The organism is Actinoplanes sp. URMC 104, from assembly GCF_051386375.1.
Classification (GTDB): domain Bacteria; phylum Actinomycetota; class Actinomycetes; order Mycobacteriales; family Micromonosporaceae; genus Actinoplanes.
In genome coordinates this window covers 2,446,283-2,467,881 of the sequence record NZ_JBPQTO010000002.1, presented here as the reverse complement: position 1 = coordinate 2,467,881, position 21,599 = coordinate 2,446,283, and the positions used below count along the sequence as shown (strand labels likewise).

Annotated in this window: 12 protein-coding genes and 1 pseudogene; 9 read left to right on the top strand and 4 right to left on the bottom strand. The window is 67.6% G+C overall.

The features are described from left to right. Positions 1-2: 2 nt before the first annotated feature. The 3 genes from dnaN to dnaA all read right to left on the bottom strand — a co-directional run bounded on the left by dnaN (position 3) and on the right by dnaA (position 6,288). The gene (dnaN, locus tag ACSNN8_RS12490; RefSeq protein ID WP_436648954.1) at positions 3-1,136 is read right to left on the bottom strand and encodes a DNA polymerase III subunit beta; all 1,134 of its coding nucleotides are present in this window, start codon (positions 1,134-1,136) and stop codon (positions 3-5) included. Between the two features lie 2,489 nt (positions 1,137-3,625). Then, positions 3,626-3,796 carry a hypothetical protein gene (locus ACSNN8_RS12485; protein WP_436648952.1) on the bottom strand — a complete coding sequence of 57 codons (171 nt, stop codon included), beginning with the start codon at positions 3,794-3,796 and terminating at the stop codon, positions 3,626-3,628. 731 nt (positions 3,797-4,527) lie between these two features. Then, on the bottom strand, positions 4,528-6,288 hold the full coding sequence (gene dnaA / locus ACSNN8_RS12480; RefSeq protein ID WP_436648950.1) for a chromosomal replication initiator protein DnaA: 1,761 nt from the start codon (positions 6,286-6,288) through the stop codon (positions 4,528-4,530). 563 nt (positions 6,289-6,851) lie between these two features. Between dnaA and rpmH the strand changes: the two genes are divergently transcribed. From rpmH to ACSNN8_RS12435, 9 genes are all read left to right on the top strand, one after another. Next, entirely contained in the window at positions 6,852-6,989 is a 138-nt protein-coding gene (rpmH, locus tag ACSNN8_RS12475) for a 50S ribosomal protein L34 (protein ID WP_436648949.1), read from the top strand. A gap of 35 nt (positions 6,990-7,024) precedes the next feature. Continuing rightward, positions 7,025-7,381: a ribonuclease P protein component gene (gene rnpA / locus ACSNN8_RS12470; RefSeq protein ID WP_436648948.1), complete on the top strand. Its 357-nt coding sequence runs from the start codon at positions 7,025-7,027 to the stop codon at positions 7,379-7,381. After that, positions 7,378-7,635, top strand: a complete 258-nt coding sequence (gene yidD, locus ACSNN8_RS12465; RefSeq protein ID WP_436648946.1) for a membrane protein insertion efficiency factor YidD — start codon at positions 7,378-7,380, stop codon at positions 7,633-7,635. The genes rnpA and yidD overlap by 4 nt, the downstream gene beginning before the upstream one ends. 1 nt (position 7,636) lies before the next feature. Continuing rightward, complete coding sequence (gene yidC, locus ACSNN8_RS12460; RefSeq protein ID WP_436648944.1) at positions 7,637-8,674, top strand: membrane protein insertase YidC; 1,038 nt, start codon at positions 7,637-7,639, stop codon at positions 8,672-8,674. Positions 8,675-8,812: 138 nt separating this feature from the next. Continuing rightward, the gene (locus tag ACSNN8_RS12455) at positions 8,813-9,379 is read left to right on the top strand and encodes a protein jag (RefSeq protein WP_436648943.1); all 567 of its coding nucleotides are present in this window, start codon (positions 8,813-8,815) and stop codon (positions 9,377-9,379) included. Positions 9,380-9,488: 109 nt separating this feature from the next. Further along, positions 9,489-10,409, top strand: coding sequence for a 16S rRNA (guanine(527)-N(7))-methyltransferase RsmG (gene rsmG, locus ACSNN8_RS12450; protein ID WP_436649556.1), 921 nt, complete (start codon positions 9,489-9,491; stop codon positions 10,407-10,409). Positions 10,410-11,207: 798 nt separating this feature from the next. Then, a complete protein-coding gene (locus ACSNN8_RS12445; protein WP_436649555.1) occupies positions 11,208-12,386 on the top strand; it encodes an AAA family ATPase in 1,179 nt (392 codons plus the stop codon). Beyond that, positions 12,383-13,465, top strand: coding sequence for a ParB/RepB/Spo0J family partition protein (locus ACSNN8_RS12440; protein WP_436648941.1), 1,083 nt, complete (start codon positions 12,383-12,385; stop codon positions 13,463-13,465). The genes ACSNN8_RS12445 and ACSNN8_RS12440 overlap by 4 nt, the downstream gene beginning before the upstream one ends. Before the next feature lie 5,707 nt (positions 13,466-19,172). Continuing rightward, positions 19,173-20,003, top strand: coding sequence for a hypothetical protein (locus ACSNN8_RS12435; RefSeq protein ID WP_436648939.1), 831 nt, complete (start codon positions 19,173-19,175; stop codon positions 20,001-20,003). 64 nt (positions 20,004-20,067) lie between these two features. Here ACSNN8_RS12435 and ACSNN8_RS12430 read toward each other — a convergent pair. After that, positions 20,068-21,362 (bottom strand): annotated as a pseudogene (locus ACSNN8_RS12430) (IS256 family transposase). Positions 21,363-21,599: the final 237 nt, after the last annotated feature.

Here is a 21,599-nt window from a genome sequence, read left to right as displayed (position 1 = left end):
TATCAGCGCGTTACCCGGATCGGCATGATCAGATAGCGGTAACCGGGCACGATTTCGCCGTTTTCGGATGCGGGGGAGATCACAGCGGGCTTGAAGGCGTCGACGAACGAGAGCACGGCGTGCGCGGAACCGAGGTTCTGCAGGCCGTCGATGAGGTACTGCGGGTTGAAGCCGATGGTGAGCGGCTCACCGGTGAAGGCCGCCTCCATCGCCTCGCTGGCGCGCGCCTCCTCCGTCCCACCGGCCTCGACCACCAGACCGTCCTCGCTGAAGCTCAGCAGCACCGGGGTGGTGCGCTCGGCGACCAGCGCGACACGACGGACGACCTCGACCAGCGCGGCCACGGTGATCTGGGCCTGCGCGTTGGAGGCGGCGGGGAACAGCGAGCGTACGGGCGGGTAGTTCGCGCCGTCGAGCAGGCGGCTGGTCGTACGGCGGGTGCCGCCCGCGAAGCCGATCATGCCCTCGCCGGCGTTGCCCTGCGCGAGCGCCAGCACCACCGAGCCGCCGAGAGGGCCGAGCGTCTTGGCGGTGTCGTTCAGGGTCTTCGCCGGGACGAGCGCGTTGAGGCTGATCTCGGGGTCGTCAGGGTTCCACTCCATCTCGCGCATGGCGAGGCGGTAGCGGTCGGTGGCGAGCATGGCCATCGTCGAGCCGTTCAGCTCTAGGCGCACGCCGGTCATCATCGGCAGCGTCTCGTCGCGGCCCGCGGCGACGGCCACCTGGGCGACGGCGGCGGCGAACGCGGCGGCGTCGACGGTGCCGGCGCTGGAGGGCATCTCGGGCAGGCTCGGGTAGTCCTCGACCGGCATGGTGGGCAGGGTGAAGCGGGCGCTGCCGCAGACCAGCTCGAGGTGCGCCCCGACCGCGGCGATGTCGACCGGCTTGGCCGGGAGCGCCTTGGTGATCTCGGCGAGCAGCCGGCCGGAGACCAGCGCGGCGCCGTCGGCGTCGGCCTGCACCTCGACGGTGACCTGGCTGGAGACCTCGTAGTCGAAGCCGGAGACCTGCAGGCGGCTGTCGGTGACGCGCAGCATGACGCCGGCGAGCACCGGCACCGACGGCCGGCTGGGCAGGCTCTTCGCCGTCCACGCCACGGCGTCGGCGAGTGCGTCTCGCTCCACCCGGAACTTCATGCTGTCCTCCGCGTCGCTTCCTCGTGTCGGGGGCGTCGTCGACCCCTACGAACCTTATGCGTCGAGCCGATCGTGGCCTAATCAGTGTCGTCCACCATGGTGACCGCTCGTGAGCCGCCCTGGCTGCTTCGCAACGTGCCGTTCGTCGGTGCAGATGCTTCCGTACGGGCCGGGGTGCCCGCAGTCCCCTGGTCGGCCCTCTCGCACCCGCTGAGACGGCCTGCGTGCCCCCATCCTTGCCGCGGTCGTGTCCGGCGCGTCTCGTCCACTCAGCGGCCTCCTGCGCCGACGGGGTTGCGTCGGTCGCCTGCTCCCACGCCTACCGCCTCGTCGAGCACTACGCCGTCCCTCCCGTCCGCGGCCGCCGAGCACCACGCCGTCCTACCTGCCCGGCTGCCGACCACTGGCGGGCCTTCTGCACGGCCGCCGAGCACCGAGCGATCTCCGCAGCCGCCGAGCACCATGCGGTCTCGCTCCGCGTCTGTCGAGCGCTACGCGGTCTCGCTCGGCGTCTGTCGAGCACCACGCGATCTCGCTGCGCAGCCGTCGACCACTGCCGACGCTGCCACCCAGCACCACGCAACCTCTCCGAAGCTGCCGAGCATCACGCGGTCGCTGCACAGCTGTCGAGCTCTGCGCGGTACCTCTGCAGCCGTCGAGCATTACGCGGTCTTGCCGTGCAGGCGTCGACCACTTCACGTCCGTTGATCGCGTGCCCGTCGACCGCGTCGTGCCCGTCAACCATCGGACGCCCATCCACCGCCTCAGGTCCGTCGACCACCTGGTGTCCATCCACCGCCTCAGGTCCGTCGACCACCTGGTGTCCATCTGGCGCGCCGTGTCCGTCGGCCATTTGGTGTCGATCCACCGCCTCCCGTGTCCGTGCACCCCGGCGCCGTCCTGCCGTGCGAGCAGTCACCGACTGCGCAGAGGGCCACTGCCGGTCCTCGAGGGTCGGAGACGTCCGCGGCGATGCTGCCCGTGCGCCATGCCTGCCCTCGTCTCACCCGTCACCCACTCGTCCGCCTGTCCCCACTCCTGGCTTCGGTGCGCTCTTGAAGAGCCGGACCACCGACGAGCCGTCAGCAAGCCAATCCACAACTTCCACAACGCCGTTGATTGCTTTTTGTTTTCTTAGAGAGATAACTAGTCGTCTTCATCGGTCCTGTGCATAGTGTGGAGAACTCAAGTTTGCGCAGGTCAGAGAGTTATCCACCGGTGATTCACATGTGGGAAACCGGGGTACAAACCCGGGTCTGCGTCCACAGCCGAGCCGCTCGCGACGGTTGTCCACCGTTGTCCACCGGCTATCCACCGGATATCCACCGGGTTTGTCCCCCGGCATGTGGATAGCGTCGAGACGCTACCGGCCCGTCGTCCCCAGTTTCTTCAACAGGCAATCCACAGCCGTCCACAGGACGTGGAAACCGAGATGACGCTCCGTGTCTGTCCACATCGATTTCCCCAGGAGTTGTCCACATCTGTGCAGACCGCGTCCGCCGGTTGTCCACCGCTGGGGATAAACCCCTGTGAACGCCTGTGAATTAGTGTGGACAACGTTGGCACGAAACGGTCCCGTCCCACCGTTGACAAAACCCGGTTGGGGATGAGTGTTCCCATCGCCTCATCAGCCGGCCGCCGCACCCGATCCCGGCGGCCGCTCCGCCCCCTCTTGTGGAGAAGTCTCAGCCGTCCACGTAGCCCATGTGCATAACCTGTGGACGAATGCGGCGGAACGCCAGTAATTCGCTCTTACCGGTTACACGATCGGGTTGTGGATAACTCGGTACAACGCCCTTCTGAAGCCCGCGTCCAGAGGCGACTAACGCTCTGACCAGGACACTTGATGCAATCGTGGCCCGTCGAGGTCGCGGCGATGCCGTCCTCGCCGGCGTGCCGGAGCTGCGACCCACAGCGTGCGGACCCGACCGCGTCTACTTGGCTGCTGCAGATGCACGACCGAATTCACGACCGCCGGTCACCGCACCCGGTCGACCGTTGGTTGTCGGCAGAGCTCGCTCTGCACAGCTGCAATGTCGAGTGCCAGATCGCCACTGGAGGGACGCCCCTCCCCGGACAACCCTGAGACGAGGCGCTGACCTGGGGAGACGTCGGTCGGGCTGCCCTGGAGAGTCATCAACCGCGTCGACCGCACCTCCGACCGGCTCATCCTGAAGGCCCCGGACGCCCGCAGCCCCGAGCTGGCCGAGGAGATCCGGCGCCGGATTCATGCTCGACGACACAGCTTGTGGAAAACCGTTCCCCGGCGGTGGCGCTCGGCCGCGTCGACCTCATGCTCAACGCGGCGAACCTCGCGCTGGTCACCTTCAGCCGCATCAACCGCGAGCGGCAGCGTGTGGATAACCGTTCCGGCCAATCGGCTGGGGCGCCATCGTCGGAAGCTCATCCCGGGTCCCCGGTTGGTCGGCTCGAGCGCCGGCGTGTGGATAACCGTTCCTGCCAGTCGGCTGGGCGCCATCATCGGAAGCTCATCCCCGGTTGGTCGGCTCGAGCGCCAGCATGTGGATAACCGCTCCGGGCCGGTCCTGCTCAGCTGGAGCTTCAGGCGTCCATCGGAACGAAGCTGCATCTGCGCACGTCGAGGCGGCGACGTCGATCTCGGTGATGTGCGCGTCGAGGTCCTTGAGCCGTTTCTCCACGGCGTCGCCGCACAAGGCCGTTGTCGCCGAGTTGGTCGCGGACCGGGCTGCTGTGCGGACTCACCGGCGACCTCTCCGTGCGGCTGCACCTGGACCGGGGCGCCGGGCCGGGCCGCCGGCCGCCTGCACGCAAAAGCGTTGGCGTGTGGATAACCCGTCACGAGGCCGGGCCGCCGGCAGGTGAGCGCCGGCGTGGACAACTCGCTGCGAACCGGCCGCCCCGCGTCGAGCAGCAGAGTGGAGATGACCGTTGTCGGCCGATTGCCTTCACCTGAACCGCCGGCGTGTGGACAACCATCGCCAGCGGCCGCCTACAGGGAACGCTTTGGCGCGTGGACGAACTCGTGCGGCCAGATAGTCGAGCAGCAGCAGCGCCGCCCACCCGACAGCCGGTCCCGGCCGGTCGATCGGCCGGGTAGCTCCAGGCATCAAGATGTGGATAACCGTCGGCCGGTCGTTTTCGGCTGGAGCGGCAGCGTGTGCCACAACCGTCGTCGGAGGCCGGACATGGGGACATGCCGGCCTCACCAGTCCGCCCGCAGACAGCTCGGCGGGCCGTGCGCCGGGTGCACGAGGCCTGCGCGTGGTCGATCTGGGCCGCTTAAGCCGGTATGTGGACAACACCGATCAAGGCTCGCGACGACCTCACTGGAAGACCGAGCGCACCCCACGCCCGGCGACCGAAAACTCGCCCTCGGCTGGAACTGCGCGGCCGCGTACTGGAAATGGGGTCAGGTGTTTTGTTTGATGCGGTTGGTCAGCTCGGCGATCTGGTTGTAGAGCGACCGCCGCTCGGCCATGTGCTGGCGGATCTTGCGGTCGGCGTGCATGACCGTCGTGTGGTCGCGGCCGCCGAAGGCCTGGCCGATGCGAGGAAGGGAGAGTTCAGTCAGTTCGCGGCAGAGGTACATGGCGACCTGGCGGGCGTTCACGAGCACCCGGGAGCGGGAGTGACCGCGCAGGTCTTCGAGGGAGACGCCGAAGTAGTCGGCGGTGGACACCATGATCTGGTCGGCGGTGATCTCGGGGCCGGCGCCGTCTGGCATGAAGTCGCGCAGCACCTCCTCGGCCAGGGAGAGCTGGACCGAGGAACGGGTGAGGCTCGCGAACGCGGTCACGCGGATGAGCGCGCCCTCGAGCTCGCGGATCGAGTTGGAGACGCGCGAGGCGATGAACTCGAGGACGTCGTCGGGGGCGTACATGCGTTCCTGCGCGGCCTTCTTCTGGAGGATCGCGATGCGCGTCTCCAGGTCGGGCGGCTGGATGTCGGCGAGCAGGCCCCACTCGAAGCGCGTACGCATCCGGTCCTCGAGGGTCGCCAGCTGGCGCGGGGAACGGTCCGAGCTGATGACGATCTGCTTGTTGGCGTTGTGCAGCGTATTGAAGGTGTGGAAGAACTCTTCCTGCGTACGCTCGCGGTTCTCCAGGAACTGGATGTCGTCGATCAGCAGGATGTCGACGTCGCGGTAGCGCCGCTGGAAGGCCTGCGTCTTGTCGTCGCGCAGGCTGTTGATGAAGTCGTTGGTGAATTCCTCGGTGGAGACGTAACGCACCGAGCGGGCGTGGCCGAGCGTCGTCGCGTAGTGGCCGATCGCGTGCAGCAGGTGGGTCTTGCCGAGGCCGGAGCTGCCGTAGATGAAAAGCGGGTTGTACGCCTTGGCGGGTGACTCGGCGACGGCGACGGCGGCCGCGTGCGCGAAGCGGTTGGACGAGCCGATGACGAACGTCTCGAACATGTACTTCGGGTTGAGACGGTTGCCGTCGTTGGTGCCGCGCGGGTTGCTCGACGGGCGGATGTCGAGCGGCGAGCGGCCGGGACCGTTGTCGCCGCGCATCGGCAGCGTGTCCTCGCGTGGGTCGCTGCCGCCGGCGTGGCCGTCCGGCTGGCGGTTGTTGTCGCGCAGATGCGACGGTTCGGACGCCATCCGGTGCGCGGGCGCGTCGTTGAATTCAGCCTTTTCAGTGACATGCGCCACTGGGTTGCCGATCCGGTTGACCGGGGCGGGCGCCGGTGGCAGGTCGCCGAAGAGAGCTTCCTGACCACCGCGGGCGGCCGGAACCCCGCGCGGATATGCCGAGCGTTGCGCGGAACCGGGCGGATAGCCGTCGTAACCAGCGGGTTCGGGCTGTCGCTGCGGCTCGGCGTAGTGCCGCGGCTGCGATTCGGGGGCCTCTTCGGGCGGCGGTTCGAGCGGGGTGCCGTACACGGTGCCGGGCAGGCCGGAGCCGTCCTCCGGGGGCTTGACCGTGACCGCGACCTGTATCGGTCGGTTCAGCCGGCGGCTCAGCGCCTCGGTGATCGCCGGACGCAGGCGCGACTCGATGACGTCCCTGGTGAAGGCGTCGGGGACGGCCAGCAGCGCGGTGTCCTCGACGATGGCGCGCAATTGAGTCAGCTGCAGATAGGCGCGCTGCTGACGCGACGAGATCTCGTCGGCCAGTTCATCCAGCGTCGCCTTCCACACACCGCTCAGGTCGACCTGATCGGCCACCGCCGCGCCACCCCCATCGCCACCGACCCCCGGTGGACCTTTTGTCCGGACCGCCTTGCCCGTCGCTGCCCCCTCGGGCAATCGACGGCTCCCCCCAACCCAGCACCACATCTAACGTGCTGAAGACGCTCGGCGCCACCGGCTGTCCACAGGTTATCCACAACCTGTGCACTACCGGCTGACGCTCCCCGGCCGGATGGTCGGCAGACTTCCCGGAGCCTGTACGGCGCGGTTTGAACAGGCTCACCGTGGCGAACGATTCACCTGCTTGTCTGGTTTTGGCCGACTCGTCGTGGTATGCGTGCAGCGCTGTTGACCAGCAAACGGGCACGCTAACAGCGACCTCGCCGCGGCATCAACTCTCCCATCGGACGGCAAGCGCCCGGTCGCAGGAAAAAGTTCACCAGCTGTGGAGAAAGACGAGCCGCGTGCCGCCTCACGATATGGTTGACCGGCGCGGCACCCCTGCGTAGGGTCGAGCGGTTGCTCCGCCGCGCTCTGGTAAAGTGGCGTCTTGCAGCTTTGATGCCCCCTGGATGTAAGTACGAAGACGGAGTTTTGACGTGAGCAAGCGCACCTACCAGCCGAACAACCGCCGGCGTGCCAAGACCCACGGCTTCCGGCTGCGCATGCGCACCCGTGCCGGCCGCGCCATCCTGTCGTCCCGCCGTTCCAAGGGCCGCGACAAGCTGTCGGCCTGAGCCGGCGGCTGTCGGGCCGGAATGCCCAGGTAGTCGTGCTGGCCGCGGCGCAGCGACTGCGGCGTAGCGCCGACTTCGCCGCAGCGATCCGCGGTGGCCGCCGAGTCGGCCGGGGCACGGTTGTCGTCCATCTGCTTCTCGAGGAGCCGGCGCAAGCCTCCACGGCGCGCGCCGGCTTCGTCGTATCCAAGGCCGTCGGCAACGCCGTGATCCGCAACCAGGTCCGCCGCCGCCTGCGGCATCTGGTGCGTCCGTTGCTCGGCGAGCTGTCCGGTGGATCGATGCTCGTGGTCCGTGCCCTCCCCGCCGCGGCCGGAGCCTCGTACGCCACCTTGGAGAACGACCTCGCCGCCGCGCTCGCCGCGGCCCGCAGACCCCGGCGGCCGCGATGAGCCTGCTTGCCCGTGTGCTGACCGCGATGGTGGTCGCGTACCGTCGTTGGGTGAGTCCGGTGCTGCCGGCTCGCTGTCGGTTCTATCCCTCGTGCAGCGCATACGCCCAGGAAGCCCTGGCGCGTCACGGCGCTGTGAAAGGGACAGCTCTCGCGGTCTGGCGGCTCCTGCGCTGCCACCCCTTCCACCCCGGCGGGTACGACCCGGTACCTGACCCGATCCGTCACCGTCCTGCCGATGTGACTGGAGCCTGAATTGAGTCTCGACTGGATCTACTACGCCATTTCGTGGATCCTTCTGCGCTGGCACGCCCTGTGGGACTTCATCGGGGTGCCCGACGGCCGGTTCCTCGGTACGAACTGGTCGTGGGTGCTGGCGATCGTCTTCCTGGTGGTGACCGTCCGGGTCATCCTGTTCCCCGTCTTCGTCAAGCAGATCAAGAGCCAGCGGGCGATGCAGGCGCTGCAGCCCAAGGTCAAGGAGCTGCAGGAGAAGCACAAGGGTGACCGGGAGACGCTCCAGAAGGAAATGATGGAGCTGTACCGGACGGAGAAGGCCAACCCGCTCATGGGCTGCCTTCCGATGTTCCTGCAGATCCCCGTCTTCCTGGGCCTGTTCCACGTTCTCCGCCGGCTCAACCCGGACAACGCGGGCAAGACGCTGTACGGCTGGACCGTCGAGCAGTTCGAGAGCGCGACCCACGCGTCGCTGTTCACCGCGCCGCTGGCGGGCAAGTTCGGCTCCACCGCCCAGGAGCTCACCGCGCTGCAGGCCAACGGCACCACGGTCAAGATCATCGCGGGCATCTTGGTGCTGGTCATGATGGCGACCACCTACCTGACCAGCCGTCAGATGATCCTCAAGACCGGGTGGGCCGAGGACCCGCAGCAGAAGATGATCCAGCGGCTGATGCTGTACGGCATCCCGCTCTCGCTGCTCATCTCCGGCTCGCTGTTCCCCATCGGTGTGATCATCTACTGGGTCACGAACAACCTGTTCACGCTGGCCCAGCAGCAGTGGGTGCTCCGCAAGTTCCCGCCGCCGCAGATGGCCGGCAAGAGCGGCTCGTCGCCCGCCCGTCCGTCCGGTCCGCCGGCCAAGAAGCCCGCCGCCGGTGGCGCCGCCCCGAAGGGCCCGGTGCAGCCCGGCCGCGCCGGTGGCCTGTTCGGCCGCAAGCAGCCCGAGCCGCAGACCCCGGTCGTCGACACCAAGAAGGCCGTCGCGCCCAAGCCCGGTGCCAAACCGGTGAATCCCAAGAAGGGCGCCCGACCGGCGAGCAAACCCAAGGGATGATCGCTGCCCGGGTGTCGTACGACGGGCACCCGGGCGCTCCCCTTGCCGAGACCTCCCCGCGGCCTGGCACACCGCTCCCTTCGCCGCGGGAAACAGCGGACCGAGCAGGTCCGGCCCGATCAATACGGAGATGAGACCGTGACCGACACCAGCACTCCCGAATCGTCGGTCTCCGCGTCGTCGGAGGCTGAGGCCTCATCCGCGACGGCCGAGGAGACCAAGACGTCGGAGACCGTCGCCTCCGACGGCGACCTGTTCCGCCAGAGCGAGATCGCCGCTGACTACGTCGAGGGTCTGCTGGACATCCTCGATTACGACGGCGACATCGACGAGCTCGTGTCGGCGGGTCGGCCGATGGTCGAGGTGGTCGGCGGCCGGCTGCAGCCGCTGGTCGGCCAGCGCGGCGCCACGCTCGAGGCGCTGCAGGAACTGACCCGCCTGGCGATCTTCCGGGCGACCGGTTCGCCCTCGCGCCTGCTGCTCGACATCGGCGGCTACCGGGCGTCGCGCCGCAAGGAGCTGGCCGCGGTCGCGCGCAACGCGGTCGAGAAGGTCAAGGAGCACGGCGACCCCGTACGGCTCGAGCCGATGTCCGCGTTCGAGCGCAAGTGCGTGCACGACGTGGTTAACGCGATCAGCGGCGTGCAGAGCGAGTCGGAGGGCGTCGAGCCCAACCGGCGCATCGTGGTGCGCGCGGCGGACTGAGGTGACCAACCCACGCCAAGGCGCGGGAGACGCCGGCCCGGGTGAGCAATCGCCCGGGCCGGCGCCTTTCCGGGGCAAAAAGGTCCAAGGCCGGGGCGTACGGCGCCCGATCGCCTTTCCCGGCCGTCCGGCGTCACCGCCCCAGGGCCGTTCGCCCTCTCCGGACGCCGCTACCGCCTCGCCCACGGAACCGCCGGCACCCGGGATCACTCCTGTCCGCGGCGGTGAGTCTGCGCCAACTGACGCCGGGCTTGCCCGAACAGCCCCTTCTGCGTCCGCGGTGGGAGCCGAGCCGCCCGCGGAGATCGCCGACGCGGCCGCTGAGATCTTCGGTGATCGACTGGGACTCGCTGTGGAGTATGCGCGGCTGCTCGTCACCGACGGAGTCGTACGCGGGCTCATCGGGCCGCGAGAGGCTCCGCGCATCTGGGAGCGCCACCTGGTCAATTGTGCAGTAGTGTCCCAGATCATCCCTATCGGCGCTTCGGTGGTCGATGTAGGGTCCGGTGCCGGTTTGCCCGGTATCGTGCTCGCAGTGGCACGACCGGACCTGCACATCACGCTGGTCGAGCCGCTGGCACGACGCACCGCGTTCCTCTCGGAGGCGGTGACCACGCTCGGCCTGTCGCAATCGGTCACGGTTGTGCGGGGACGAGCCGAGGACGTCGTCGACGGACCCCCCGCCGGCGCCGACGTCGTCACCGCGCGGGCGGTCGCCCCGCTCGACCGGCTGGCCGGCTGGTGCCTGCCGCTGGCTCGGGTCGGCGGCCGGCTGCTGGCCCTCAAGGGTGCCACCGCCGCCGAGGAAGCGGCGGAGCACCGGGACGCGGTGGCCGCCCTGGGCGGTTCGGATCCGGCCCTCCGGCTGTGCGGGGAGGGCTTGATCGACCCGCCCACCACGGTGATCGAGGTAGTCGTGCAGTCGAGGCCGACGCCGCCCACCCGGGCGGCGAACTCGGGGCGCGACGCGGCCGGACGCTCCGGCAGGCGTGATCGTGGCTCCGGGCGAGGGAGATCGCGGAGGGATTAGATGTCCAGGCGGGGCGCGCGGAAACGGAACACGAAGGCGAGGCGCCCCGATCAGGGCAGCACCGGGTTCCCTTCGGATGTGGAACACGGGGACACCGTTCCGGCGCCCATGTGGGCACCACCGGACAAGGAGACTCCGCCGGCCGACCGGGCTGCGTCAGGAGGTTCCCCACCGCACTTGGACGAAAGCTCGGTACGCGACCCCGGTCGTCAGGCCGCGGCGCGGTTGGAAGGTCATTCGGGGCGTCCGGCCTTTGCCGACGATCGAGGACTGGGCGGGTACTCCGGGCAGGGCCTGAGCGAGCACGACGGTCATGCCGAGCCGCGGGCGGCCGCCGCTGGCGGATCATCCGAGCCACTGACAGATTCACGGGGGGACGATGGCCCGCGGGGCATCGCGAGAGCGGCCTTTCGGCGGCTGCTGCGCGCTTCCCGGCGTACGGGAAAAGGTGCTGAGTCGTCGTCGCTGCACTCGCCGGTAGCGGAGGTTCGACCGATCGCTCTCGAAGGGGTGATCGCTGACCGCGAGGAGACAGGGTCCCTTACGGGTGGCAGGGCGTTCGAGTCGTCCGCGCTGGGGGAAGACTCATGGATGCGCTTGCACCATCAGGCGGTAGGCCATGGCGAGGCTCGCCCGACGGCCGTAGGCTGGCCGGGCGTCGATAGTGTGGACCGGTCAACTCCCGCCGGAACGCACGTGTCGCCGACCGACCCGTTCCTCACCAACAGGGATAAAACGGTGCATGAGTACGGTGTTTCACGTGAAACCGAGTCACCTCTCGATCACGATCGTGGATCGTTGACGGGCGTCGACGGCCGCGGTGGCGCCTTCAACACCGTTGAACAGGGCGTTCCTGCGCCTCGTGCGGCGAGCGGCCAGCCCGGCGGCCAAATCTACGGAACGCCGGCTCCCCCGCCCTCGGTCGAAGAACCCCGTCGCTCGGCCCCGGCTCCGCGCTCGGGACCGCCGGCGGTAGCCTCATCACCCGTACCCGTCTCGGCCGCCCCGGTGTCCGCATCGCCCGTTTCGGGGTCTCCGGCGTCACCCGCTGAGGCTCCTTCGGCACCGGACGAGCACGTTTCACGTGAAACGCCGGGCCGGGATGAAGACGATCCGCCCCTGGCCATGGAAGCGTTGCGAGCTGTGCAGATCCTCAACCCGAGCGGCGAGATCACCATGCCGCGTCCGGACCACCCGAGGGTGCTCTGCGTCGCGAACCAGAAGGGCGGCGTCGGCAAGACCACCACGACGGTGAACCTCGCCGTGGCCCTGGCGCTGCACGGCAACCGGGTACTCGTGGTGGACCTCGACCCGCAGGGCAACGCCTCCACCGGACTCAACGTGCCGCACCACGCCGGCGTACCGGACGTCTATGACACCCTCATCGACAACGTGCCGCTGTCCGAGGTGGCGCAGCCGGTCGAGGGCATCCCGAACCTGTGGTGCGTGCCCGCCACCATCGATCTGGCCGGCGCCGAGATCGAGCTCGTCTCCGTCGTCGCGCGCGAGTCGCGACTGGCGCGGGCGATCGCGGCCCACCCCGAGCAGTTTGACTACGTGTTCATCGACTGTCCGCCGTCGCTCGGCCTGCTCACGGTCAACGCCCTGTGCGCGGCGCAGGAGGTGCTCATCCCGATCCAGTGCGAGTACTACGCGTTGGAAGGCCTCAACCAGCTGATCAACAACATCAACCTGGTTCGGCAGCACCTGAACCCCACGCTCGACGTCTCGACGATCCTCCTGACGATGTACGACCGTCGTACGCGGCTTGCCGACGCGGTCGAGCAGGACGTACGCAATCACTTCGGCAGCAAGGTTCTGAACGCCGTCATCCCGCGCAACGTGCGGGTGTCGGAGGCGCCCAGCTACGGCCAGTCCGTGATGACCTACGATCCGGGATCAAGGGGCGCCACCAGCTACTTCGAGGCCGCCCTGGAGATCGCGATGCGTGGGGTCAACACGGGAGGCACGGCATGAAGAACCGTCCGCGGGGCGGATTGGGCCGCGGCCTTGGCGCGCTGATTCCGACGGCGCCCGCCGCTCCTCCCGTTGCCGAGCCTGTTGCCGCTCCCGTCGGTGGTTCCGCGACTGCTGCTGCCGCTCCCGTCGTTGACGCACCGGCTTCTCCGGCGCCCACTTCTGCTCCCGAAGCGGACCCTGCTCCCCCGGCACCGGTTGCGGCTGAGGAGCCGGCTGCGACGCCGACGTCTGCCGACGACCTTGCCCCGGTTCCCGGTGCGCGCTTCGCCGAACTGCCGGTGACGGCCATCGAGCCGAACCCGAAGCAGCCGCGTCACGTCTTCGACGACGAGGCGCTGGACGAGCTCAAGACCTCCATCCAGGAGGTCGGCTTCCTGCAGCCGATCGTCGTCCGCGAGCTGACCGAGGGCCGGTACGAGCTCGTCATGGGTGAGCGGCGCTGGCGTGCCGCCCAGGCGATCGGCCGCGAGTCGATCCCCGCCATCGTCCGCGAAACCCGCGACGACGCCATGCTGCGGGACGCGCTGCTCGAGAACATCCACCGGGCCAACCTCAATCCACTCGAAGAGGCGGCCGCCTATCAGCAGCTGCTCGAGGAGTTCGGCGCCACGCACGAGGAGCTCGCCAAGCGGATCGGCCGCAGCCGACCGCAGATCTCCAACACCATCCGCCTGCTGAACCTGCCCGCGCCCGTCCAGCGCCGGGTCGCCGCCGGTGTTCTCTCGGCCGGCCATGCCCGCGCCCTGCTCGGCCTCGAAGACACCGAGGCTCAGGAGAAGCTCGCGCTGCGGATCGTCGCCGAGGGCCTTTCCGTGCGCGCCACCGAGGAGCTCGTCTCGCTGACCCTCGCCGACGGCCCGGCCAAGAAGGCCGCTCCCACCCGCCGTGCCAAGGTCCACGCGCCGGCGCTGAACGACTTGGCCGACCGCTTGTCCGACCGTTTCGACACCCGCGTGAAGGTCGACATCGGCCGCAACAAAGGCAAGATCACCATCGAGTTCGCCACGGTCGACGACCTCGAGCGCATAGTCGGCATGATCGGCGTCGACGAAGAGGGCGCCAACACCGACAGCTAGTCGACACCGCAAGTAAGGAATTGAGGGCACGCGATTCGGTTCGCGTGCCCTTCGTTATTGAGGGCGGTGCGGTGGTCTGCGGGAGGGCTCTCGCGGCAATCTGTTGGGCCCAACCGGTTCTGTCAGAGCCATTCTCCTGAGATTTTGGCGCTCTCCTAGTCGACCTTGAAGACGAACCAGAACGCCCTATTTGGCCCGATCGGTTGTCGCCTCCCTTACAGCTAAACCCTACAGCCCTATGTAGGTACGTCATGTTCACGGAAGGCAGAGTTCGCCTTTGCTGATCGTCCGAGTCGAGACCTGGCAAAGATGGGAAGCTACCCAGGCAGTGCCCTGGATCTAAAGATCAGATCGTGCGGGGTCAGCTTCATGCATTTGTCCTCAACGCTTGGACCTGAGCCGGCATGGGCTTAGAAGTAGCGTCGGTCCGACAGCACCTCGACGAGCGGGGGCCAAACAAGCTTTTTGCCTCATCCCTGCTGACGCCAACCCGGGTGAACCGTTGCCATGTGGCGCACTGGAGACGCAGGGATCGATTGTTCAGCTTTGGAGCTCTGCGCCACCTCGGCTCAGTTGTCGGGCTTAAGGCGGCTCGAGGCGTGGCCGCTCTGCCGCTTACGTACTTGCTAGATCGTTGGATAGTCGTTCCCGACTCGCTCAGCACCCCGGTTGCGTCAATAGTGATTGTTTTCCTCGACAACGGGTCGATCGGCGCCCGCCCGCGCGCTCTAACAGTCGATTTCGCTTCGTCTCATTCGGGAACCGGAAGCCACCGGCGCACCGCGATGGAGATCGGGAGAAGGTGCCAGGTCCATGCGGGAAGGGTTCTGGCCCAACACCGAGCAGGAGGGACGCTGGCGTACCAGATGACCTGTCGACTGGCTGGGTTCAGTGCTTCTCCTTTGACGGAAGTAGGCACCTCCTGCTGCGTCGAACAGTCATACAGCGCACATCGCCCGTCTGCATAAGTGACCTCTGCACGAGTCGCGTCCTCGCCCGCTGAGGCGTAAAGCGACGCGGTGGCCGCCCGGGTCGGCGGCCACCCCCTGGCTGTCACCGTGCTGGTCCCAGCTGACGTACACGAGCCTGTCCGATGCGATGGCTATGCAGATACCTCACTTTGACGAGATAGCGGGTGCGCATCTGCTGGCCGTCGGACAGCTCGACGCGTAGCTCATCGGCGTGTCCGTCCTGGCCGCATTCCCTCCGAGTCAGCAGTTTTCTGCCGCAACAAAGCTCGAGGCATCCGTTTCACGTGAAACCGAACTTGAGCCACCTGCTCTGTGATGATCGGCTTGGCCTTTGGGGTGGAAGCTATCGCCGCTTGACCGGCGACCTTGACGAGGCAGGCGCACTCCTACCGAGCTACGGACGCATGAGTTCAACAACGTCCGGGATCCCGTCAGCGTCTAAGCGCACCACACTTGCGGCACCGTAAGCCCGAACGGTGCGCTGTCCCAGTGAAGGTTGGCGGGGCGACCAGCACCGCCTCTTCTAGACAGTATGTGGCGCCTACGAGTGCGAGCGAGCCGGCCCGAGAGCCGCCGCTGAATCTGAGGCATGGCGGACGCGGGCTCGATGTCAGACACACGCGCTGCCGTAGGTCGAACGACTCAGGCTCAGCCCGGCTTCGTCGGCGATGTTGGCCTCCGGTAATCCGCAAGCCAGAAGTCCCACACGTAGTTGCCACGCCACCAGTGCCCCACAGTGCCGCATAGGTCGAAGTCCGGGCCCTTGCACCGACGGCTACGCCCACTGCGCGCACTTCGTAGCGCTGGCCGACGGCCGCACGACCTTCTACACCCCCCTTGACCGCCGATCCAACAACCGATTGGCCGTGCCACCACGATTGCAACATCTGACGGTGGAGGTCGACATCACGCTGCTCCCGGCCAGCGGGCATCACATCCTCAATCAAGGACGACGGCACGGCATCCGACTTTGGGGGACGGCTATCCGTCGTGCGAGGAGCACATTGAGTCCCCCTCGTAGTGACGCGACGTCTTCAGGGGCTATTGCTGTGGTGTGCTCGAGGTGCCCCGTGCTCCTACGAATGCTCTGCACGCTCAAGGGCATCGGTTCTACGCGAGGTGCGCTCGGCCGCCGCGACAAGCCGGCCCGCTCGAGGGAGGTCTCGGCATTTCTCAATCCCGCACTCTGCGCCGTTTCACGTGAAACAGGAGCGGTTCGGTTAGCCTCACCGGGAGCCGGGAGCCGGGAGCCGGGAGCCGGGAGCCGGGAGCCGGGAGCCGGGAGCCGGGAGCCGGGAGCCGGGAGCCGGGAGCCGGGAGCCGGGAGCCGGGAGCCGGGAGCCGGGAGCCGGGAGCCGGGAGCCGGGAGCCGGGAGCCGGGAGCCGGGAGCCGGGAGCCGGGAGCCGGGAGCCGGGAGCCGGGAGCCGGGAGCCGGGAGCCAGGAGCCAGGAGCCAGGAGCCGTTTCACGTGAAACGCAGGATGTCCCAACGGCGCTCTTCAAGCTGAATACTCGAAGCGCTCAAGCCTTCGCCCGGAGGAGCCGCTTCACAGCCGCAATCCCGCCTCTCCCTTGACTAAGCTCGTTGACTTGCGCTGCGGCCCCGGCTCCGCCCTAGTGACGACTGGGCAGTGTCGCCTCGGCGCCACTTGGCGTCGCCTTACTGACTTCCTGCGTAGGCTTCTGCCCTGCAATAGCTCAGCTAGGTCGGGGACGCCCTTCCTCCCTGCATCCTCCGCCGCGTATCTACGGATTCTTCCGAAGTTCGAGCCGCGAAAGTGTTCTGAAGTCGGCAGCCGCCAGCCCGCCATCTCTGTCCGCGGCTGTCGCTAGACGCGTGCCGGGGCCGGGATGCCGGCCGACGGCCTTCAGCCACGCCGACCGCCGACGAAACCGTTCATATACGTCGAGTAAGAAAGCGCCAAACCCGATCGGTCTCCCAAGGCGGCACAATCGGGTCCGACCTGTGGTCGTGCTGATGTCTCAACGCGGAACCGCACGAGGGCCTGCACTTGCAGCCTGAGATGGCCATGGCCGAAGCAATCTCCGTAAGCCCCGCCGACGACCGATTGTTGCCGCAGGAGCGCGTGATCTCAGAACGGCGCTTCCCTAGCTCTTCACCGCAGCTGACTCGGAACAGCTCAGTCGCGGCCTGCGTCCAGACGTACGGACGCACGGTGCTGACCTGGTGAAGACGTCGCAGTTGTCGTGAACCTACGACTGCGCCTTAAGGCCAGCCCCGCAGATACGGTCGAGTCTCGACGGCGTTGGTGGGCGGAGCTCAAGAAGACGCCTATCTGGAGACCTGGCTTCTCGGATCCATGGTCGCACCATCCGGTCATGGACGATCTTCGGCCGCGACGACTTCCTCGCGCTCGGCGGGCACGACGCGCAAATTACCGGGGTTGCCAGAGGGATGGCGTTATGGCTGGAGTGGCACCCGGAGCACTTCAGGACGCCCGAGTGAACCCGCCGACTCGGACGCAGACTGAGCAATCCCGACTTTGCTTCTCGCATCGGTGCGCTCCCGGCCTTTGCGTACCGACTTCCGGCATGTTCGTGGCGACGATCTGACCTCCGCGGTGCGGGTTCCCGCGTGTCTGCTTTTCCGCGGTATGGGGCCGGCCCGGCGTCTCTGCTTTTCCGCGGAGCGGGACCCGGGTCCTCTGCTCTCCGCCCGGTGTGGGGTTCTGGCGTCCCGGCTCTTCCGCGTGCCGGGCCCGGCGTCTCTGCTCCTTCGCGGTCTGAAGCTCCGGCGTGTCTGCCTCCTCCGCGGTGTAGCGCCGGCGTCTCTGCTACTTCGCAGTTCGAGGTTGCGGAGTCGCTCCTACGCGATGCGGGGCTCGGCGTCTCTGCTCCTCCGCGTTACGAGGTTCCTGCCTCTCCGCTCCTCGGCGTTGCGAGTCCCGCCCGGCGTCCACGGCGTTGCGGCGCTGGCGTTCGCTTCTGGACGAACGGCCCGCTGTCGGCCGTGAACCCGCAGACCCGGCCTGCTAGCTCGCACGGTTGCAATTGCTGTTTCTTGCTCACGTGGCCCGGTCGAGCCGGGATTGGCGAGAGACTTACTAGGTCCTCGCCGAAAGCCAGCGCGAGGCCACCGACTGGACACGCCTTAACCCGCAGCTTCTACCTTCAGCGGTGAGGCTTAAAAGCTAGGACGCGTGCCGATCGGGGTCCACGCACACTCGGCGGACAATGCACGCACGTAAGAGCACCACCTCCGACACGACCGGGAAGTACGTCGACTGGTGTCAGGCCCGAGAGGGCAGCGGGCTCAGGCCAGGGTGCGATCGGCCCAAGCAGACCGCAGTCGGCTAGTGAGGTGTCGTGGTGAGCCGCCGCGTTGCGCGTTCGAAAGCGGTATGCGGTAGAGGGACTGCCAGGCTCTCAGCACGCTCGCCGGCTGAAGCGGTCAGCGATGTGCTGGGCGGCAGGACGAGGGCCCAAGCTGCCGTGGTGCATTGCCAGAGTTGCTCGAATCCGCCGCGCGATGAGCGGTACGAGGCAGGCTCGCCCACAAGCGGCACAGCGCTGTGGCTCGGGTTGGTTGGTGGACATCGAAGCGCGGTCGTCCGTATCGACGTCACATCGCGACCGCTTGGTCGCCGCGTTGGGTCGGGGTCGACGGGACGGGTTATGCCGCGGCATGTAGGCATCGGGATGACGACTGTGCCGATGCCAAGACCGCGGACGAACAGCGGTCGCCGTCCGTCTGCTCGACCGCATCGTGCCAAGGCGCCGACGCTCGCCCAGGACGCGCAGAGATCTGCGCTCCCCGGTGCCAGCTCGACCTGCTAAGGAGGAACCGGCCGATGCCAAGCGGTGCGTAGCCGCCCGCACGGTCGCTCGTTGATGGGGAGGCACCTCATCCTGAACGAGAAGCATGCCTTCGTCGGCCACTTGAGGTACCGATCATCGTGGCAGACATGTGCGGCCGATTCGGACTGCGCGGCCTAAGCGGGGGGCGGGGTTGGACCGTGGCAGTCATACGGAGCCTGGGGCTGCGTCACCCGGTGGATGAGGCGTAGCGGTAGGCGACCCCTGACGAGACGACTGTCGTTCGCCTGAGGGAGCACCGGAGATTGGCATGGCGAGGGGTGCACGTCTCGCGCGTGCCCGGCCACGGCCACCGCACCGCCACGCCATCCTGCAGGCTGTCAGCCAAGTCGCAGGGCTGGCCGAGCGAGCTCGATCAGCCGGGTCTCGGCACTCGCTTACGGCTCGTCGGCACGTCATGTCGCGAGGCGATATTGCTGGCGCGTGGTCTCAGACGCGACTCGATCCCAACTTTGTCCGTGGTCGGGTCGTCGGCGCCACCGCGCCGGGTGACGTGAGAGCCGTTCAGGTTGGGCGTGGCCGTCGGTGAAGGCCGCCAACAATGCCCCCGGTATGCATCCGAGGAGAAGTTGCGACGTCGTGCGCCGTTTGGGTTATCCACAGGCTGTGGGTAGCGCTTGTTGAGAAACGGGGGCGGCTCGTTTCACGTGAAACGGCGTTGATGTCGTGGAGACTGTCCACCGCGGTATCCACAGGGTGTACAACGCTGCGACGTCGTGTTTCACGTGAAACCGGGTGACCTGTGGATAACTTCTGTGGATAACTTTGGGCGTGCCCTGATGCCCGCAGATGGTGACGACGATCTACGTCGCGAGGCCGCCGGCGTGGGCGTTACGCCCGGCGGCGACGTCCCAAATTGACGCGGGACAGGCGGTCTGGGCTCGACTAAGGTCACGTCCGTGCCCGAGAACACCGCACCGTTGCCGGACTTCACGCGCTGGCCGTCCTTCCCCTTCGAAGGCGACATGAGGGTCAGACCGCTCGCCGCCCCGGTCGAGGTCGAGCCACCCCGCAGTGGCGAAGATGCAGCCGACTGCGTTGCCTGCAACACGCCGGACGACGCGTACATCTGGGTGAGCGATCGCTGGCGCGTGCGGGCGATGGATCGGCCGACCGGCCTGCCCATGGTGCTGATCCTCGAATGCCGGTCCCACCTCGACATCGGGGACCTTCCAAACCTCCTCGCCGCCGAGCTCGGTGTCATGATGGTCCGCCTCGAGCGCGCGATCCGCTCCCTCGAGGGTGTCGCGCGCGTACACGTGAACCGCTGGGGCGACGGCTCGGCACACCTGCACATGTGGTTTCTCGCCCGGCCGTACGGACAGCTCCAGCTACGCGGCACGTTCCTCACGCTGTGGGACGACATCCTCCCCGCCATCCCCGAACAGCAGTGGCGCGAGAACCTCGCCCTCGTCGCCGCCTGGCTGGCCGAGTTCGGCGGCACCGCGATCGCCGAGCCGCCCCACATCCAGTGGGAGTCGCCTGCAACGCTCACCTACGCCGACACCGCTGCCCAGTCCGCCGCCGGCACCCTCGACTCCGACGCGAACTCACCGAACACCCCCGACGCGAGCAACCAAGTGCCCGCTGGCCCAATCGCCGACGAGCGGACCGACTCCCCGCCGCGCGGCTTCCTTCCGACACAGCGCCCCGCCTCCACGGACCCTGGCGCCCCCACCGTCCCAACAAGCCCACAGACGACGCAGTCCCAAGCGTCAACTCCGTCCTGACCCATCCCGTACGCGATGACAGCGCAGCCGCCGCGGGCCTGTCAAACGAACGGTGTAACTGCGGTTAGTTGGTGGTTGGGGTGAGGCGGCCTTCGAAGGTCATCTCGAAGGCGTTGAGGGCGGGTTTCCAGCGGATCGCCCAGCGGCGTCGTCCGGCGCCGGTCGGGTCCAGGCTCATGATGGCCAGGTAGACGCACTTGAGTGCGGCCTGCTCGTTCGGGAAGTGCCCGCGGGCGCGGTCCGCTCGGCGGATCCGGGCGTTGACGCTCTCGATTGCGTTGGTCGAGCACACGATTTTGCGGATCTCGACGTCGAAGGCGAGGAACGGCACGAGCTCGGCCCAGGCGTTCTCCCACAACCTCACGATTGCCGGATAGCGCTCGCCCCAGGCCTCGACGAACTCACCGAGGCGGGCCTTGGCCGCCTGCTCGGTTGCCGCGGTGTAAACCGGTCGCAAGGCTTTGGCGATCGCGTCGTAGTGCTGTCGGCCGGCGTAACGAAACGAGTTGCGCAGCAGGTGGATCACGCAGGTCTGCACCACCGCCAATGGCCAGGTCTGCCCGACAGCGTCAGGCAGGCCCTTCACGCCGTCGCAGACGACCATGCAGGCGTCGGCGATACCGCGGTTCTTCAGCTCGGTGAGGACTTGCAGCCAGAACTTGGCGCTCTCACCACCGTCACCGGCCCAAAGGCCGAGGATGTCGCGCGTGCCCTCGGTCGTGACGGCCAACGCGACGTAGATGGGCCGGTTGGCGACCTTGCCGTCGCGGATTTTCACATGCACTGCGTCCAGGAAGATCACCGGATAGACCGGGTCGAGGGGGCGGTTCTGCCATTCGCTCATCGCGTCCAGGACCCGGTCGGTGATCGTGGAGATCGTCTGCCTGGACACGTCGGCGCCGTAGACCTCGGCCAGGTGGGCTTGGATCTCGCCGGTGGTCAGGCCCTTGGCGGACAAGGAGATGACCATGTCTTCGACCCCGGTCAGACGGCGCTGGCGTTTCTTGATGATCTGCGGCTCGAAGCTGCCGTCTCGGTCGCGGGGCACGCTGAGCTCGACCGGCCCGACGTCGGTCAGCACGGTCTTGGACCGGCTGCCGTTGCGGGAGTTCCCACCGTTCTTGCCGGCCGGGTCTCCCTTGTCATAGCCGAGGTGGTCGGTGATCTCGCCATCCAGGGCGGCCTCGACCACGCGTTTGGTCAGCTGTTGCAGCAGACCGCCTTCGCCGGTCAGCTGCAAGCCCGCTACGCGGGCCTGCTCGACCAGCCGGCCGACCAGCTCGGCATCCACACCTCGTCAGCAGGATTGCTCTTCTTCGGCACCGCGGCAGTATCCACCGCCGTCGTTGTATCCGTCATGGTGTTCGCTCCTTGATCAGGAGTTACACCGTTTGTTTTACAGACCCGCCGCCGCAGCAAGCAGCATTCGTAGCGCCAACATTTCCGCGGAGCGCGCCGGTAGCGGGCGCGATGACGGGGCAGTTCTGACCCGGCTTGGCGGCGGTTGGCTTCGGGAGCTTCCGTGATCAGTTGTCGGGGATGTTGGCGCAGGTGCATGAGGCCGGGCCTCGACGTGCGCCGTGGCTCGGGGTCGGG

Bases quoted from the DNA above. Each gene is read 5' to 3' on its own strand.
- dnaN (WP_436648954.1), bottom strand. From the start codon at position 1,136: ATGAAGTTCCGGGTGGAGCGAGACGCACTCGCCGACGCCGTGGCGTGG.
- ACSNN8_RS12440 (WP_436648941.1), top strand. From the start codon at position 12,383: ATGAAGAACCGTCCGCGGGGCGGATTGGGCCGCGGCCTTGGCGCGCTG.
- yidD (WP_436648946.1), top strand. From the start codon at position 7,378: ATGAGCCTGCTTGCCCGTGTGCTGACCGCGATGGTGGTCGCGTACCGT.